Source organism: Bacillus pretiosus (genome assembly GCF_052947655.1).
In genome coordinates, this window is sequence record NZ_CM129593.1 from 596,075 (window position 1) to 615,148 (window position 19,074).

Here is a 19,074-nt window from a genome sequence, read left to right on the forward strand (position 1 = left end):
AAAACATCCTCCAGGCATGAGGATGTTTTTTATTATTTATTTTCATCTAAGAATAAGACCATATGCTCTTCGTCCCAATACTGTCCGTTATATTTCAGTGAACGTTCTTGTACACCGAATGTTTTAAAACCTAATGATTCATAAAGTTTCTTCGCACCATCGTTGCCAACAACAACATCAAGCATAACTTGTTCTACTTCTAAAGATTTAGCAAGTTCAAGACATTCTTTAATAAGTGCTTTTCCTGCTCCAAGTCCGCGTGCTTTTGGAGACACATATACAGAACCAATTTTAGCTTTATGTTCTTGTTTTACATATGGTTTCGTTTCCAGCGTTGCAACTCCGATTAATTGTCCATCTTTAAATGCACCTAGCGTATAGTTTTCATCTTGTGCTAATTTTTGTGCTTTATATTCAATCGCACACTCTTTATTAATAATATCTTCATAAGAAGAGCTGAAAGCTTCAGGGTTTTGCTTTAATCCTTCTACACGAAGTTCTAAGTAAATTTCTGCTTCATTTTTTGTTAATACATGGATATCCAATTATATCACCCTCCAAATCTTTGCAAATGTACCTTTACCCCGCTATTTGCGGGCAGTAAGAATCCAACTTTAAAATCCGGCGAATGCGCGGATTTTAGGTGGGAGATAACTGCCCGTAAATGCCCGATTGGTTAAAGTTTTACTTTATTTTATATTGAAATAAGAATAATTTCAAAAGGTTAGCTTATATGAGCTGATTTTATGAACAAAATAACACCAGTAGTGTTTACTACTACTGGTGTTTTCACACGCATCTTATTCAAAAGGTAGCTCGATTCTAAAGTTTGTTCCTACTCCTAATTGGCTTGTTACTAGAATGGAACCGTTATGCAATTCTACAATTTCTTTTGCAACAGCTAGCCCGATACCTTTTCCTCCAGTAGCTCTCGTTCTCGATTTATCAACACGATAAAAACGATCAAAAATATGCGGGATATCTTCTTCAGGAATACCTTCTCCTTCATCGGCTACACTTATTGTAAAAGAATCTGTTTCTGTGAGTACGCGTATCGTAATAGTAGTGTTTTCTGGCGAATGTTGATAAGCGTTGTGTAATAAATTTAACATAACTTGTTCCATACGTCTTTCGTCTATGCAAACTTCTAAATCATCTTTGCAATATACATGGAGTTGCATTTGTTTATTTGTTAATGTTGTTTTTGTTTTTTCAACCATTCGTTCTAAAAATGGTTGAAGAATCACTTTTTGTTTTTTTATAACAAACTGGTGTTGTTCTAATTGCACCAGCATAAATAAATCTTGGACGAGATCGGTTACACTATCTGTTTCATCCTCAATGATTTGTAAGTATTCTTCACGCTCTTCTTTCGTTAAAGAGTCTCTCTTTGCTACCTTCGCATAACCTTTCATATAGGTTAATGGAGTTAATAGTTCATGGGCAACACTAGCGAGAAATTCATTGCGTTCTTTTTTCATATAAGTCAGTTCACTAGATAAATCTTCAATCGTTTTTGCTAAACTTCCAAGTTCATCATTCCGTTTAATACCTAATTGAATTGGTTTATTTAATTTTGACATTTTTTCTGTTGCCCGCTTCATTTTTATAAGCGGTTCTGTAATAACACGAGAAAAAACAAAGACAGAAATAGTCGTTAAAATAACTGTCAAAACACTAATGATAAGAAATTGCTTCATGAGTTTAAGTAACATATTTTCTAAGAAAGATGTTTTTAATAACATATATAACTTTCCTTGAAACTCTGCTGTGTTAAGTGGGCTTACCGTTGTGATGAATTTTGATTTTTTCCAGTTCTTTTCGACAACCAATCCGTTTGCTGGAATAGGTTCTGTTTTACAAGTAAGATGTTTTTGCATTACCTTTGTTACAGGTTCTGAAGTGGAAATAATTTTGCCATTATTGTCAGTTATAATGATAGCTATATCAGAGTTAGCAATTGCTTCTGATTCGACTAAGTGTTCAGCTTCAGTGTTGATATCAAACTCGGGGTATACAGCACGTTTAGGCCGTTTACTGTGTTCAGCGCTTTCTGTGAGTCTCTTTTCTTTAGAATATGCATTCCACTTGGCGCGGTTTTTAATCATGTTACTATAGCGATTACCCTTTTCTAAAAGAGCAAGTGTTTCCTCCTCAATGCGCATGTTTGAAATGCTTTTGTAAAAAGATACGAAAGCAATTGTTTCAATACATAAAGCTAGTATTAAAAAGTATGTCCCAATTTTAAGTGAAAGTTTACTCATTTTCTCACCATACCTTATTTCATATAAAGGGTCAGTGGTATACTATTGTCCACTGACCGAAGTAATTATTCACTTTTCCATTTATATCCGACTTTATAAACAGTTTCTAAGTAATTTTCAACTGGAAATCCTTTTTTGCGTAATTTATCGCGGATATTGCGAATATGTGAATCGATTGTTCTATATTCAATGTCTGTTTCATAACCCCAAATTTTTTCGATTAAATCATCTCGGCTATAAGCACGGTTTGTATTTTGTAAAAATAGTCCAAGTAACGAAAATTCGATAGGAGTCAGTGAGATTTTTTCATCATACACTGTGACAGTATGTTTTGTTTTATCCCACTCAATACCATTGAAGCTAACGAAGCCGTCTTTCTTTGTACGGCGTAATATAGCCTCGATTCTTGCGACTAATACATGCTCATCAAATGGTTTTGTAATATAGTCGTCCGCGCCCATAGTGAGACCTTTCACCATATCGTAGTTTTGATTACGAGCTGTTAGCATGATGATCGGAACGTTGGAAATTTGACGGATTTGATAGCAAGTATCCCATCCATCCATATTCGGCATCATAACATCTAACAAAATAATATCGAAGTCTTTTTGTTCTATTAACTTTAGTGCTTCAAGGCCAGAGGTAGCTTTCATACAAAAATAGCCACGAGGACTTAAGAACAGATCTAATAATCGTAACATGCGTTCTTCATCGTCTACTAATAAAATTTTAACCATAATATTGTGCACCCCAAACTGTTCATTCTACTTGTATAGTTTACATGAAAATAATAAAAAACTCTTTTTATGTGATTAGGTCGAAGAGTTATTTTTCGCTCAGAGTAATTGACATAAAAAATGCACTAGTTTTGCACAACTATTTTTTATAATAGAAAACGTAGCGACACAAAATACCCTATGTTGCGACATAACGTCATGTCATTTTATTTATAAAATGACAATTCCATTCTATTGTGTATGTGAGATAGAGAGGGTTTTCGTATTCACCTCGCATCGGATAAGAAAAATTTCCTATCTCACACTTTTTTTAAAAGGAGATCATACACATGAATCCAAAAGAAGAAATTTCAAAAAAAGAAAAGCAAGATCGTAATACGGTTGTCATGTGCATTGCCGTATCTATGGTTATTATTATAAGTTGTGTAAATAAAATTTTGGGGATTTTATAATATAGAAAAAGCTTATTGCTTCTTAAGAAGCAATAAGCTTTTTTTCGTTATTAGGGGAATAGTTTTATATAATAAACCAAGGTAAAATTGCTAACCCAGAAGTTACAATTGCTGTAGTAAATATTAAAAGCATAGCTCGTTTGTTTTGTTTCATGTCACATTCTCCTTTATATATCAATTGAATGCTATACGTTCATTTCATGATTGGTACCTCACTAATGAAAGTGTCACTTTACCCCGCATTAATGGGCAGTAAGAATTCCATCTAAAGATTTAGTGGATGCGAAGAAGTTAGATGGAAGATCAACTGCCCATAAAAGCCCGATTGGTGAGGGCTAATACTCAGTGGAGGTAAAGCTTTCCACTGAGTAAAGTTTCACTTTATACTTTTAGTATAATGAATGGAAAGGTTTGGTACGATCGATAAAGGTGACATGAAGATTACATTGTTGTAATGAAAAAAGCACCTTCCTTAATAAGAAGATGCTTTTAAAAAACTATATTGAAGTATTAATCATTTAAGAACAGAACCATATGTTCCTCGTCCCAATATTGCCCGTTATGTTTTAATGAACGCTCTTGTAAGCCGTAAGTTTGGAAGCCTAATGACTCATATAATTTTTTTGCGGCATCGTTACCAACTACAACATCGAGCATAAGTTGTTCTACATGTAATTTATCGGCATTTTCGATAATTGCTTTAATTAGAGCTCTTCCTGCTCCAAGGCCACGCGCTTTTGGGGAAACAAAAACGGAACCGATTTTTGCTTTATGTTCTTGTTTAATGAAAGGCTTTGTTTCTAAAGTAGAAATGCCGATTAAATCGTTATCTTTGAAGACCCCTAGAGTATACTTATCCGGATTGCTTAATCGTTTTGCCATAGCAGCTACAGGATCCTCATGTTTAAGAACATCTTCATAAGAAGAGCTAAAAGCTTCCGGGTTCTTCGTTAAACCTTCCATACAAACTTTTAAATATATTTCTGCGTCCTCTGTCGTTAATAAGCGAATTTCCATAGTTATAACCTCCTTGGTCGAAATAAATCCATTACTTCAATAAGATTGTGTATGCGTTTTGTTAACAGTCTCTTTTAATTTGTAAAAGAATGAAAAGATATATGCTACAATGTTTTGTTTTTAATATGTAATGAAATTATATATTAACTTCATTAACTATTCAAGTCTTTAATATATTACATTTTTATAACTAAAATAACTCCTCAACCGAGGAGTTATTTTAGTTATTCGATTGATAACCATCAATTCGATGTGGATGTGTGTAAATATTGCAAGATTCATTTCTAATAAATCCTACGACTGTAATGCCTAAATCGTGAGCAAGTTGTAATGCTAATTTTGTTGGAGCGGATTTAGATAGAACCATTTCACATCCGATTTTTGAAACTTTGAGTAAAATTTCGGATGAAATACGCCCGCTAAATGCGATGATTTTTCCTTTAACGGATATATCGTTGCGTAAACAATGACCATATATTTTATCTAATGCATTATGTCTTCCAATATCCATTCTTGATAGGAGGATATTGTTTCGATCACATAGCGCGGTATTGTGAACCCCACCGGTTTGGCGAAAGGTAGTGGAAGATTGTTGTAAAGTATTCATTAAGTGAAAGCATTCTTCAGGAGTAATTTTTACATGTATATCATGTAAATCTTTTGCTTTTGCTGCATCGTTAACGAAAATAAAACCTTGTCTACCTTTTCCGCAGCAAGAAGTGATGTATCGTTTATTATATAAAGTTTGATAGAGTGGATTTACTTTTGATGATGTTACATGGACAATTCCGTTATCTTTTTGCACCCATAGTTCTTCAACATCTTTATAGGAAGCAATAATTCCTTCAGAAATTAAAAAACCAATTACCATATCTTCAATATAATTTGGTGTGCATACAACTGTTACATATTCTTCACCATTTAATTTAATAGTAATAGGAGATTCTGTAACAATCTCATCCAGTTGTTTTGAAAATGTACCAGATTGATAGCGTACAATTGTATAAGTCTCTTGCGTAGGCCCCATATTAAATTCCCCTTTTATATGTATTTCTCTCCCATATTTATCATAAAACAATGGGGAAATAAAAACACCTATTAGCAAGGGAATCACAGATTATTTTGGTTATTATTGTATATGTACGATATAATAGAACTGTAGAATAGTGATATTTTCAAGCTTTCGTAGTTATACCTTATAACATCTAGAATCGACTTCATAAGAAAAGTATTCGGGCAGAGCGTTTCAAAAATATGTACAGTAATACGATTTTGAAAACGGATTCATAATTGTGTTGTACAGTTGGTTGTAAGGAGAGGGGAAACTATGGCAGAACAGACAGTCCGTGTAACCGTGGATGGTAAAGAATTTTCCACATCGGGTGAAAAGACGATACTACAATTATTTAACGAGAGTAATTTGGAACATCCTCAAATTTGTCATGTACCAGAAGTAGATCCAATTCAAACTTGTGATACGTGTATTGTAGAAGTAAATGGGAAGTTATTACGTGCTTGTTCAACGAAATTAGAGAACGGTATGCATATTGAAAGACAGTCCCAGCGTGCAAAAGAGGCACAGACTGAGGCAATGGATCGAATATTAGAGAATCATTTATTGTATTGTACCGTTTGTGATAACAATAATGGTAACTGTAAAGTCCATAACACGGTACATATGATGGGAATTGAAGAACAGAAATATCCGTATGAGCCGAAAGTAAGTGCTTGTGAAGTGGATATGTCACATCCGTTTTATCGGTATGATCCAAATCAATGTATTGCTTGTGGACAGTGTGTAGAAGTATGTCAAAACTTACAGGTTAATGAAACTATATCGATAGACTGGAACTTAGATCGTCCACGTGTTATATGGGATCATGGTGTAAGCATAAATGACTCATCTTGTGTAAGTTGTGGGCAGTGTGTAACAGTATGTCCATGTAATGCGTTAATGGAAAAAACAATGCTAGGTGAAGCTGGGTTCATGACTGGATTAAAACCAGATGTGTTAGATCCAATGATTGATTTTGTAAAGGATGTAGAGCCTGGATATAGTAGTATTTTAGCGGTTTCAGAAGTAGAGGCTGCGATGCGTAAGACGAAAGTTAATAAAACAAAAACAGTTTGTACATTTTGTGGTGTCGGTTGTTCCTTTGAAGTATGGACAAAAGATCGCCATATATTAAAAGTGCAACCTGTTTCAGATGCACCTGTTAATGGTATTTCCACATGTGTAAAAGGTAAATTTGGATGGGACTTTGTAAATAGTGAAGATCGAATTACGAAGCCATTAATTCGCCAAGGAGATATGTTTGTTGAAGCTTCATGGGAAGAAGCATTAGAAGTTGTTGCTTCTAACATGCAGCATATTAAATCTCAATATGGCAGCGATGCATTTGGATTCATTTCTTCATCGAAAGTAACGAATGAAGAAAATTACCTTATGCAAAAACTAGCCCGACAAATATATGGAACGAATAATGTGGACAACTGTTCTCGTTATTGTCAATCTCCAGCGACAGACGGTTTATTTAAAACTGTCGGTATGGGCGGGGATGCTGGAACAGTGAAAGATATAGCTGAAGCAGGCCTTGTTATTATCGTTGGTGCGAATCCAACAGAAGGACATCCTGTACTTGCTACGAGAGTAAAACGTGCTCATAAATTACACGAGCAAAAACTGATTGTAGCAGACCTTCGTAAACATGAAATGGCAGAGCGTGCGGATCTATTTATTCATCCGCGCCAAGGAACGGATTACGTATGGCTTGCAGGTATTACGAAATATATCATTGATCAAGATTGGCACGATAAAAAGTTTTTAGCTGAAAATGTGAAGAACTTTGATGAATATAGCAAAATGTTAGAAAAGTATACGCTTGATTACACAGAAGAAATTACGGGGATTTCTAAAGCTCAGTTAAAAGAAATGGCCCGTATGGTATATGAAGCAGATGGTACTTGTATACTTTGGGGAATGGGTGTAACTCAAAATACAGGAGGAAGTACGACATCAGCAGCAATTTCAAATTTACTACTTGTTACGGGTAACTATCGTCGTCCTGGTGCAGGTGCATACCCATTAAGAGGGCATAATAACGTACAAGGTGCTTGTGATATGGCAACATTACCAAACTGGCTTCCTGGTTATCAAGCAGTATCAGATGATACGCTTCGTGCGAAATTTGAAAAAGCATACGGTACAACTATTCCGAAAGCACCAGGATTAAATAATATTGCAATGTTACTTGCAGCGGAAGAAGGAAAACTACGCGGTATGTATGTCATGGGTGAAGAAATGGCTTTAGTCGATTCAAATGCGAACCATGTGCAACATATTTTATCAAATTTAGACTTCCTCGTTGTTCAAGATATGTTCTTATCAAAAACAGCTCGTTTTGCTGATGTTATTTTACCGGCAGCACCAAGCTTAGAAAAAGAAGGAACGTTTACGAATACAGAGCGCCGTATTCAAAGATTATATGAAGTATTGAAACCGCTTGGTGATTCCAAACCAGACTGGTGGATTTTGCAAAAAGTTGCTCGTGCACTGGGCGGGGATTGGAATTACGAAAGTCCAAGTGAAATTATGGACGAAATCGCATCACTTGCACCGTTATACTCTCAAGCGACGTATGACCGTCTAGAAGGATGGAATAGTTTATGTTGGGGTAGTCATGATGGTAGCGATACACCGCTATTATATGTAGATGGATTTAACTTCCCAGATAAACTTGCTCGTTTATCATTAGATGAATGGGTACCACCGGTTGTAGCGCCAGATGAGTATGATTTACTTTTAAATAATGGTCGTATGCTAGAACATTTCCATGAAGGGAATATGACGAATAAGTCGGCTGGTATTTTATCTAAAGTATCTGAAGTATTCGTTGAAATTTCACCTGAACTCGCTATAGAGCGCAATGTAAAAGATGGTGGTCTTGTAGAATTAGCATCACCATTTGGGAAAATTAAAGTACAAGCGCTTATTACTGATCGTGTAACGGGGAAAGAGCTATATTTACCAATGCATGCAACAGTAAATGAAGAGGCAATCAATATTTTAACTGGGACGGCAACAGACCTTTATACGTGTACACCAGCATATAAACAAACGATGGTGAAAATGCGTGTGTTACGTGAAAAAGGAAATCGTCCGTTACCATCTTCAAACCCGCGAGATAAAAAGCGTAATCCGCAAAATGGTGTTGAAATCGAGCAAAAGTGGCAAAGAAAACAATACGTATCACTTGTGGACTAGGGGGCGGAGATAGTGGCGAAAGAAATTACGTTAATTAAAAAGAAAGTTGTAACAGAGGAAGAACAGAAACAGCAATTAGCAGATGAACTTCTACATGAGCTATCTAATAATCGTGAAGCAGTAGAAGAAACGATGCAGCTTTTAGCACAGTTGCAGAAGGCTGGGATATTAGATGCAGCGATTAGTTTACTTGCTGCGAAGGAAGATGTTTCAAAAATCGCTGTGGAGCAATTAAATCGTGAACCCGTTAAAAATGCACTCAACAATATGATGGGGGCGGGGGAAGCGCTATCTGCAGTTGACCCAGAAGTAACGAAGCAAATCACATCGAGTTTAGTTACTGGATTGCAATTTGCAACAGATGAATTAAATAGTGGTAAAAAAACAAAAGTGATGGATTTCTTTAAAGTGTTAAAAGATCCAGATATCAATAGAGCCATTACATTCGGTTTTAGCTTCTTGAAAGCATTTGGGCAAGGATTAGAGAAAAAATAGGGTAAATGAAAAAGTGATGGGACGTAGCCATCACTTTTTTCATTGTATGTATAAGAGTGTTCATGTTAAGCGGAATATATTATTATTAAAAAGATGGATTAGAAATGGAAATATGGAATCCATCTCAAATACCGTTTTAGAATATGGAGGAATATATGCAACACCGTAAAAGACTATCTATACCAGGAGTAATGAGACATTCCTTTCAAACTGTTAGATTTGCTTTTTGGAATGTGTTAACATTCCAACTTGCTTATAAATTGTTAGCAGCGATTGTGTTTATCCCACTTTTCGGTATTATTTTCAATAAGTTGTTGTACTTTGGTGGGTATGCAAACGCAACAAATGATGAGTTATTAGCATTTTTGAAAACACCATACGGGATTTTGGCGATTTTAATTTTATCTATATTGGCATTGTTTCTTATATTTACAGAGTTTGCAGTACTTATTATCATTTCGTACTTCGCTCATAAAAGGCAAAAGGTGAGACTACGTCCAATTTTGTATAAAACAGTAACGTATTTACCTTCCCTGTTTACATATTGCTTACCCGGATTTGTTTTGTATGCAGTTGTACTATTACCACTATTAAGTATAGGATATAAATCTGCATTGATTCCTGAAATTCAAATTCCTAATTTTATTACAGGTGAACTATTTAAGACAACAATGGGGCAAGTTGGATATTATACTTTCTTTGCTGTAGTTGCCTATTTAAATCTTCGTTGGATTTTTGTTTTACCTATTATCGTTTTAGAGAAGAAGCCGTTCCGTACGGCAGCACGAAAAAGTGCGAACTTAGTAAAAGAAAGCTTCTTTAAAGTATTGTTCTTTTTAGTAGGTTTTTTCATATCTGTAGGAATCGTCTTTCTTTTATGTGTAGGAATTTATTTACTTTGTCTGTGGGGAGTGTATGAATTTACGAACCCAGAAGGGACATTTGCACTACTAGCAGAGTCAACTATTTCAGTCTTCTTAACAAGTACATTGTACCTATTTAGCTTTATTATGACGCCGTTTTATATTATGGCGTTAACAAGATTGTATTTACAAAAGGTTGCGGTCGAAGATGTTTTATTAGAAGAAGGATTAGATTATTCGAAAACGAAAGCAGATAAATGTTTCTTCCAAAAACATCGTTGGAAATTTATTGGCGTATATATTGTAGGAATTATTACTGCTGGAATGGTTGTTGCCTTCATTGTTACCTTTATTACAAACACATATAAAGAACCAATTATTATGGCTCATCGTGGTTATATTTCAAAAGGTGTAGAGAATACGAAAGAAGCTGTGCAGGGAGCTATTGATGCGAAAGCAGACTATGCTGAAATTGATGTACTGCAAACGAAAGACGGTGAACTAGCAGTTATACATGATTTGAAGCTAAAACGTCTTGCTAATGCTAATGTTCATGTGTCAGATTTAACGATGGATGAGTTAAGGCAGCTTACTCTTAGTCAAGACGGATTGTCAGGACAAATCAGTACACTTGATGAGATCATTAAGCTGTCAAAGAACAAAATCAAACTTAATATTGAAGTGAAGCTTCATGGTGGCGAAAAAGATTTCGTAAACAAAGTATTAAAAGTGATTAAAGATAATGAATTTGAGAAACAATGTGTCATTCAAACGCTACACTATCCGCTTATTAAAGAGTTTAAACGTGCAAATCCAAATATAAAAGTAGGATATATACTGTATGCAAGTAGAGCCAACTTAAAGAATGTGAAGGCTGATTTTTATGTAGCAGAAGAATACATGTTAAATAAGAAATTAGTAAAAGAAGCAAGAAAGTTAAACAAGCCGATTTACGTATGGACGGTAAATGATATGGAAAGTTTAAAGGGATATTATAAATTAAACGTAGATGGTATCATTACCGATTATCCTGAAGATGCACGTGAAACAATTAAGATGTTAAAAGAGCAAGAAGCGGAAGAAAGTGATCTGTTTGATAAAATTAGTGAAACAACAGATGATTTATTTTCCAAGTTATTTATAAGTTATCCAGCTGCTGGCTAAATGCCTGCAGCTGTTTTTTTAGGAAAAGAATATATCTCTAAAGTATTGTGTACAGTAATAAGTGTATATGTATACGTCGATACTTAGGTTTCTTACATTGTTACATTATTGTCGAATAATAAATGATTACTTCTTATTTTTAGGGCGTATAATAAAAATAGAGTGATAGATAATGAAATGGCATGAAGATGCTAATAGAATCAATGTTCCATATATTTACACTATTCTAAATATATAAACTTTAAAAAAATAGTATGTTAGCGTTTTCATAACTTTTAAGTTATGCTAGAATAAGGACATAAGTTATTAATTATTACAAAAAGAAAAAAGAATCTCTTTTTTCTGTTAATTATAAGGGGGCATTTCATTATGCGTATTGGGGTACCAGCAGAAATTAAAAACAACGAAAACCGTGTGGCAATGACACCAGCAGGTGTTGTACATTTAATTCGTAACAATCACGAAGTATTCATTCAAAAGGGTGCAGGTTTAGGATCTGGTTTCACAGATGCTCAGTATGTTGAAGCGGGAGCAAAAATTGTTGATACAGCTGAAGAAGCTTGGAACATGGAAATGGTTATGAAAGTTAAGGAACCAGTTGAAAGCGAATACAAACACTTCAGCGAAGGTTTAATCTTATTCACATACTTACACTTAGCTCCAGAACCAGAATTAACAAAAGCATTAATCGAAAAGAAAGTTGTTTCTATTGCATATGAAACAGTACAATTAGAAAACCGTTCTCTACCATTACTTGCACCTATGAGTGAAGTAGCTGGTCGTATGGCTGCACAAATTGGTGCACAATTCCTTGAGAAAAACAAAGGCGGTAAAGGTATCTTACTTGCAGGTGTTCCAGGGGTTAAACGTGGTAAAGTAACAATCATCGGTGGTGGACAAGCTGGTACAAATGCTGCTAAAATTGCAGTTGGACTAGGTGCGGATGTAACAATCATCGACTTAAGTGCAGAACGTCTTCGTCAATTAGATGACATTTTCGGAAACCAAGTAAAAACTTTAATGTCTAATCCTTACAATATTGCAGAAGCTGTAAAAGAGTCTGATCTTGTAATCGGTGCAGTATTAATCCCAGGTGCAAAAGCGCCAAAACTTGTAACAGAAGAAATGATTAAATCAATGGAACCAGGTTCTGTTGTTGTAGATATCGCGATTGACCAAGGTGGTATTTTCGAAACAACTGACCGTATTACAACTCATGATAACCCAACTTACGAAAAACACGGCGTTGTTCATTATGCAGTTGCAAACATGCCAGGTGCGGTTCCACGTACATCAACTCTTGCATTAACAAACGTAACAGTACCATATGCAGTACAAATTGCTAACAAAGGCTACAAAGAAGCTTGCCTAGGAAACGCTGCATTACTAAAAGGTATTAACACATTAGACGGCTATGTAACATTCGAAGCAGTTGCAGAAGCTCACGGTGTAGAGTACAAAGGTGCTAAAGAATTATTAGAAGCAGAAACAGTATCTTGCTAATAGCAGCATTATACAAAACAAAATCGAACAATATATAAAACAACATGAGAAGAGCTAAGAGTGAAGATCTCTTAGCTCTTCTTGGCAAAAGGGGGCATACATCGTGGCCAACCTATTTAAAAAGAAATCCGTTACGCAATTGTTAGGGGAAAGTAAAAGTAAAACTTTAACGAAAACGCTAGGGGCATTCGACCTAACAATGCTAGGGATTGGTGCGATAATCGGTACAGGAGTTCTAGTATTAACAGGATTAGTAGCAGCAAGAGATGCTGGTCCAGCAGTTATTTTTTCATTCATGATAGCAGCAATTGTTTGTGGATTTGCAGCATTATGTTATGCAGAAGTTGCATCTACACTTCCTGTTTCAGGTAGTGTGTACACATATTCATATGCAACAATTGGTGAGTTTGTTGCCCATTTAATGGGATGGACATTGTTATCCGTATATGTCGTAACAACTGCCGCAGTAGCTGGCGGATGGACGGGTTATTTCAATAACTTAGTTAGTGGATTAGGACTTGAAATTCCTAAAGCCTTGTTAACGATTCCATCGCAAGGTGGTATGGTGAACTTACCCGCAATTATCGTTACGTTGGTGATAACTTGGTTATTATCACGAGGTACGAAAGAAAGTAAGCGTGTGAATAACATAATGGTATTAATTAAAATTGGTATTGTTGTTTTATTCATTGCAGTTGGTGTATTCTACGTGAAACCAGAAAACTGGATACCATTTGCACCGTACGGCATAAGTGGAGTTTTCGCCGGAGGAGCAGCAGTATTCTTTGCTTTCTTAGGATTTGATGCATTAGCAACTTCTGCTGAAGAAGTAAAAAATCCGCAACGTGATCTACCGATTGGTATTATTGCTTCGTTAGTTATTTGTACAATCATTTATGTTGTAGTTTGTCTCGTTATGACAGGTATGGTTTCTTATAAGGAATTAGATGTACCTGAAGCTATGGCATATGTGTTAGAAGTTGTAGGACAAGATAAAGTGGCTGGTGTAATTGCTATTGGAGCTGTAATCGGAATTATGGCTGTAATTTTCGCTTACATTTATGCAACAACTCGTGTATTCTTCGCAATGAGCCGTGACGGTTTATTGCCAAAATCTTTCGCGAAAATTAACAAGAAGACTGAAGCTCCAACATTTTCAGTTTGGTTAACAGGAATTGGTAGTGCTTTAATTGCTGGATTTATCGATTTAAAAGAATTGTCGAATTTAGCGAATATTGGAGCGTTATTAACATTCGCCATGGTTGGTGTAACTGTTATCATTCTTCGTAAAACGCATCCGAAATTACAACGTGGATTTATGGTACCACTTGTACCGATCTTACCGATTATTTCAGTTGCATGTTGTCTATTCTTAATGGCAAATTTACCGTTAAAAACATGGATATACTTCGGTGTTTGGTTAGCAATCGGAGTAGTTGTATACTTTGTTTATTCGAAAAAACATAGTCATTTAAAAGACGATGGAAGTTCGCAGGATAATTTAGAACAAGCTAATTAAAAGGGATATAAGTATAGTAAGCCTTGTGCGTCTAGGGAGCGCGCAAGGCTTTTTCTTTTGTGCAAAATGTACATCCTTTTTTGTATGAGGATGTAATGGATGTGGAAAATATGTGTAAGCCTTATTAAAATATGAACAAAATGTTCGGAAAAATGTATGAGATTTCATTGACACATATGAATGGACGCTCATATAATAAGAGTATAAGATATATGAATGATTGTTCATATGTTCAAATGAAGAGGTGAGCTATAATGGCTGGAAATAAAGTAGAAACACCACAAGAGACATGTTCTCAAACGATAATTCATGAAGAAGTTGTTGATCAAGTAAAACAAACAATTCCAACTGATGAAAGTTTAAGTAAAGTAGCAGAACTATTTAAAGTATTAGGTGATCGTACACGTACGAGAATATTACATGCGTTATTTGAAGCAGAAATGTGTGTGTGTGATTTAGCGTATTTATTAGGAATGACACAATCATCTATTTCACATCAGCTTCGTGTGTTAAAGCAAGCGAAACTTGTAAAGAATCGTAAAGAAGGAAAGGTCGTTTATTATTCGTTAGCTGACCAGCACGTAATTCATATCTTCGAGCAAGCGTTTGAACACGTAAACGAGGAAGAATAAAAAGAACGCGAGGAGGGAGAACGATGGCTGAAGCATTAGTGAAAAAGAAACTGGTGTTAGAAGGTTTAGATTGTGCGAACTGTGCAATGAAAATTGAAAAAGGCGTTGGGAATATAGAAGGAGTAAATTCTTGTTCTGTAAATTTCGCGACAAAAACAATGGTTTTAGAAACAGCACAAAATAAAGAAAGCGAAGTTGTTACAGAAGCAAAACAACTCGTTACAAAATTAGAACCGCACATTAAAGTACAAGAAGAAAACAACACAAAAGTAGCGAAAGAAGTATTTATATTAGAAGGTTTAGATTGCGCAAACTGTGCGATGAAGATTGAAAATAAAGTGAAAGAAATGCCCACTGTTTCAGCAGCAACTGTTGATTTCGTATCAAAGAAATTAAGAGTTGAAGTAGCGAATAAAAGAGAATTAGAAGCGACTATAGCAAATATAACAAATGTCGTTCAAAAGTTAGAACCAGATGTAAAAGTTGTTCGTGAAGAAAAAGGTGGTCATGACCACGGACATAGTCACGACCATGGTGAAGCAAATGTGAAAAAGATGGTAGGACGATTAGTGGTCGGCGGAATTTTGACAGCAATTGCTGCATTAGCGGGCTTACCACAAATGATAACAATTCCGTTATTCGTCCTTGCGTATTTATTAATAGGCGGAGATATCGTTTGGAGAGCGGTAAGAAACATAACTCGCGGCCAAGTGTTCGATGAGAACTTCTTAATGGCAATTGCAACACTAGGAGCTTTTGCGATTCAACAATATTCAGAAGCTGTTGCGGTAATGCTATTCTATCAAGTAGGGGAACTATTCCAAAGTATTGCGGTCAATCGCTCCCGAAAGTCAATTACTTCATTAATGGATATCCGTCCTGATTATGCGAATGTGAAGGTTGGAAATGAAACGAAACAAGTATCACCAGAAGATGTACAAATCGGCGATTATATTATCGTGAAGCCTGGTGAGAAAGTACCATTAGACGGAAAAGTAGTTGAAGGAACATCAATGGTAGATACTTCAGCATTGACTGGTGAATCTGTACCACGTGAAGTCGAAGTTGGAAATGATGTATTAAGTGGTTTTGTGAACCAAAATGGCGTATTAACAATTGAAGTTACAAAAGAATTTGGTGAATCAACTGTATCAAAAATTTTAGATTTAGTTCAAAATGCAAGCAGTAAAAAAGCGCCAACAGAAAACTTTATTACGAAGTTCGCGCGTTACTACACTCCGGTTGTAGTTATTACAGCAGCGATCATGGCGTTTATTCCACCACTTATTTTAGAAGGAGCTACATTCTCAGAATGGATTTATAGAGCTTTAGTGTTCTTAGTAATCTCTTGTCCATGTGCGTTAGTTGTATCTATTCCTCTTGGATTCTTTGGAGGAATTGGTGGTGCATCTAAAAGTGGTGTGTTAATAAAAGGAAGTAACTATTTAGAAGCTTTAAATGATGTGAAATATATTGTTTTTGATAAAACAGGAACATTAACAAAAGGTGTCTTCAAAGTTACAAAAATGGAACCAAGCGAAGGTATTACGAATGAAGAATTATTAGAGTATGCAACATTTGCTGAAGTGTATTCTAATCATCCAATTGCACAATCTATTCGAAAAGCATACGGAAAATCAATTGATGAAAAAATAATCGATGAGTATAGCGAAATTTCTGGTCACGGTACAGTCGTAAAAGTACAAGGAAAAGAAATTTTTGCAGGTAATGCTAAATTAATGAAAAAAGAAAACATTACATTTAAGCAACCAGAAACGGTAGGTACATTAGTTCACGTTGCTGTAGATGGGGAATATGCAGGTTATATCGTTATCTCTGATGAGGTAAAAGAAGATTCAAAACAAGCAATTCAAAAATTAAAAGAACTAGGTATTAAGAAGACAGTCATGTTAACGGGTGATGCAAAATCCGTTGGTGAAGCTGTTGGTAAAGAATTAGGTTTAGATGAAGTTCACGCAGAACTATTACCGCAACAAAAAGTCGAAGAGATTGAAAAAATTGATGCGGCGAAGAACGGAAAAGAAAAAGTTGCTTTCGTTGGTGATGGTATTAATGACACACCGGTATTAGCAAGAGCAGATGTTGGTATTGCGATGGGTGGTTTAGGATCAGATGCAGCGATTGAGGCGGCAGACATTGTTATTATGACTGATGAGCCTTCAAAAATTGCAACAGCCTTAAATATTGCAAAACGCACACGACGCATTGTATGGCAGAATATCATCTTTGCATTAGGGGTAAAAGGATTAGTTTTATTACTTGGTGCTTTTGGTATTGCAACAATGTGGGAAGCTGTCTTCTCAGATGTTGGTGTGACACTACTTGCAGTGTTAAATGCAATGCGTGTACTACGAGTGAAAGATTTATAAAAAAGAGGACGCAACCTGCGTCCTCTTTTTTAGGTTATTTTGTTGAAATTGACTCAATAAAATAATAACAAATATTATTTTGTAAATAAATAACGTAATATTAAAATTTATAAATAAAAATATTTGTCGTACTATTTTAATATATTTTCCACAAAGATACATATCGTATTGAAAAAACAGAGAAGGAAAAGCTTCTCTGTTTTATTTTTGTATATTTTTTTCAACTTGTTCTCGAACAGTTTGAATGTAATTCATTTTATGATCCCAACATTCTTGACTTAAATCGACAGGGTACTCTTCGGGATTTAAAGTTCGCATATATTCTTCCCAAAATAGTGCGAGACTCTGTTCATTATATTTTTGAATATCTAATATACCTGGTAGTTCATATGTTCTTTCGCCGTTAATGAAAATGTCTTTATGCAGTTCGCGTGCTTCAAAGTTTGTTACAAATTTACTTATATACGTGTGAACAGGATGAAACATTTTTAAACGTTCTTCTTTTCCTGGCTCTTCAGAATCTAATGCAATATAATCGCCTTCTGCATGATCGTTAACTCGATTGATAATGCGATAAATTCGTTTCAGTCCTGGAGTGGTAATTTTTTCAGGGTTAGATGAAATTTTAATTGTATCATTTAACTTTCCATCAGTATCTTCAATCGCAACTAGTTTATAGACAGCCCCTAACGCTGGTTGTTCAAAGGACGTAATTAATTTTGTTCCAACGCCCCATACATCAATTTTTGCGCCTTGAGATTTCAAATGCATGATTGTGTATTCATCTAAATCGCTAGAAGCAATAATTTTTGTATTTGTAAACCCAGCTTCATCTAGTAGCTTTCTTGCCTTTTTAGATAAATAAGCCATATCACCACTATCAAGGCGAATGCCGTAAAAATCGATACGATCTCCAAACTCCTTCGCGACGCGAATTGCATTTGGAACACCTGATTTTAAAGTGTCGTATGTATCAACGAGAAAGACACATTTTTTATGAGTTTCAGCGTATTTCTTAAACGCGACATATTCATCGCGATATGCTTGAACGAAAGAGTGAGCGTGTGTGCCTGCTACAGGTATTCCGAAGCGTTTCCCAGCTCGTACGTTACTCGTAGATGAGAAACCACCAATAAAGGCAGCGCGTGTGCCCCAAAGAGCTGCATCAAACTCGTGGGCACGTCTTGTACCAAATTCTAAAAGTTCATCATTATTTGCAGCGTGCTTCATACGAGCAGCTTTTGTTGCAATTAATGTTTGGTAATTCACAATGTTTAACAGGGCAGTTTCAATAATTTGTGCTTCACCGAGCGGTGCATCAACACGTAATAAAGGCTCGTTATTAAATACAACTTCACCTTCTTGCATACTTCGAACGGTCCCAGTGAATTTCATATTTTGTAAATACTGAAGGAATTCTTCTTCAAATTGTAATTCTGCTAAATAAGCGATATCGCTTTCGGTAAAGCTGAAGTTTTCTATGTACTCTACAATCTTTTCAAGGCCAGCAAAAACAGCATAACCGTTCTCGAATGGAAGCTTTCGAAAGTATAAATCAAACACCGAGCGGCGATTATGAATACCATCTTTCCAATATGTATAAGCCATATTAATTTGATATAAATCTGTATGTAAGGCATAGCTATCGTCTTTATAATAAGTCATCGCGAAAACACCTCCATAATTTGGTTATAGTATACCAACTTTTTACCGCTCGTAGCAAAGAATGGATATGAAAGTAGAGTCAAGAGGGAAAAAAATGAAATAATGCATA

General features: G+C 35.5%; 14 protein-coding genes. 8 read left to right on the top strand and 6 right to left on the bottom strand.

Translation table 11 applies throughout. The annotated features are described in order from the left end of the window. Positions 1–32: 32 nt before the first annotated feature. From ACU8YW_RS03070 to ACU8YW_RS03080, 3 genes are all read right to left on the bottom strand, one after another. Positions 33–545, bottom strand: a complete 513-nt coding sequence (locus tag ACU8YW_RS03070) for a GNAT family N-acetyltransferase (RefSeq protein WP_426934357.1) — start codon at positions 543–545, stop codon at positions 33–35. Positions 546–800: 255 nt separating this feature from the next. Then, on the bottom strand, positions 801–2,264 hold the full coding sequence (locus ACU8YW_RS03075) for a sensor histidine kinase (protein WP_426934358.1): 1,464 nt from the start codon (positions 2,262–2,264) through the stop codon (positions 801–803). Positions 2,265–2,329: 65 nt separating this feature from the next. Further along, complete coding sequence (locus ACU8YW_RS03080; RefSeq protein WP_000238949.1) at positions 2,330–3,001, bottom strand: response regulator transcription factor; 672 nt, start codon at positions 2,999–3,001, stop codon at positions 2,330–2,332. Positions 3,002–3,330: 329 nt separating this feature from the next. Here ACU8YW_RS03080 and ACU8YW_RS03085 point away from each other — a divergent pair, with 329 nt between their 5' ends. Further along, on the top strand, positions 3,331–3,453 hold the full coding sequence (locus tag ACU8YW_RS03085; protein WP_001068388.1) for a hypothetical protein: 123 nt from the start codon (positions 3,331–3,333) through the stop codon (positions 3,451–3,453). 510 nt (positions 3,454–3,963) lie between these two features. Here the strand turns inward: ACU8YW_RS03085 and ACU8YW_RS03090 are convergent. Both ACU8YW_RS03090 and fdhD read right to left on the bottom strand, forming a co-directional pair. Next, positions 3,964–4,470, bottom strand: coding sequence for a GNAT family N-acetyltransferase (locus ACU8YW_RS03090; protein ID WP_426934359.1), 507 nt, complete (start codon positions 4,468–4,470; stop codon positions 3,964–3,966). Positions 4,471–4,690: 220 nt separating this feature from the next. After that, entirely contained in the window at positions 4,691–5,497 is an 807-nt protein-coding gene (gene fdhD, locus ACU8YW_RS03095; protein ID WP_088608954.1) for a formate dehydrogenase accessory sulfurtransferase FdhD, read from the bottom strand. 300 nt (positions 5,498–5,797) lie between these two features. On the opposite strand from fdhD, the gene fdhF reads away from it, so the two are divergent. The 7 genes from fdhF to ACU8YW_RS03130 all read left to right on the top strand — a co-directional run bounded on the left by fdhF (position 5,798) and on the right by ACU8YW_RS03130 (position 17,300). Further along, the gene (gene fdhF, locus ACU8YW_RS03100) at positions 5,798–8,734 is read left to right on the top strand and encodes a formate dehydrogenase subunit alpha (protein ID WP_000840694.1); all 2,937 of its coding nucleotides are present in this window, start codon (positions 5,798–5,800) and stop codon (positions 8,732–8,734) included. Between the two features lie 12 nt (positions 8,735–8,746). Then, a complete protein-coding gene (locus tag ACU8YW_RS03105; RefSeq protein WP_048541641.1) occupies positions 8,747–9,229 on the top strand; it encodes a helical membrane plugin domain-containing protein in 483 nt (160 codons plus the stop codon). Between the two features lie 155 nt (positions 9,230–9,384). After that, on the top strand, positions 9,385–11,256 hold the full coding sequence (locus ACU8YW_RS03110) for a glycerophosphodiester phosphodiesterase (protein WP_426934360.1): 1,872 nt from the start codon (positions 9,385–9,387) through the stop codon (positions 11,254–11,256). A gap of 369 nt (positions 11,257–11,625) precedes the next feature. Further along, the gene (ald, locus tag ACU8YW_RS03115) at positions 11,626–12,759 is read left to right on the top strand and encodes an alanine dehydrogenase (RefSeq protein ID WP_048541645.1); all 1,134 of its coding nucleotides are present in this window, start codon (positions 11,626–11,628) and stop codon (positions 12,757–12,759) included. A 103-nt stretch (positions 12,760–12,862) separates the two neighbouring features. Further along, positions 12,863–14,278: an amino acid permease gene (locus ACU8YW_RS03120; protein ID WP_098133106.1), complete on the top strand. Its 1,416-nt coding sequence runs from the start codon at positions 12,863–12,865 to the stop codon at positions 14,276–14,278. Positions 14,279–14,532: 254 nt separating this feature from the next. Beyond that, entirely contained in the window at positions 14,533–14,910 is a 378-nt protein-coding gene (locus tag ACU8YW_RS03125; RefSeq protein ID WP_000918377.1) for an ArsR/SmtB family transcription factor, read from the top strand. 23 nt (positions 14,911–14,933) lie between these two features. After that, positions 14,934–17,300: a heavy metal translocating P-type ATPase gene (locus tag ACU8YW_RS03130; protein ID WP_048541649.1), complete on the top strand. Its 2,367-nt coding sequence runs from the start codon at positions 14,934–14,936 to the stop codon at positions 17,298–17,300. Positions 17,301–17,501: 201 nt separating this feature from the next. On the opposite strand, the gene ACU8YW_RS03135 is transcribed toward ACU8YW_RS03130, so the two are convergent. After that, positions 17,502–18,965 (bottom strand): nicotinate phosphoribosyltransferase, encoded by a 1,464-nt coding sequence (locus tag ACU8YW_RS03135; RefSeq protein ID WP_149213937.1) that lies wholly within the window; start codon positions 18,963–18,965, stop codon positions 17,502–17,504. Positions 18,966–19,074 lie beyond the last annotated feature (109 nt).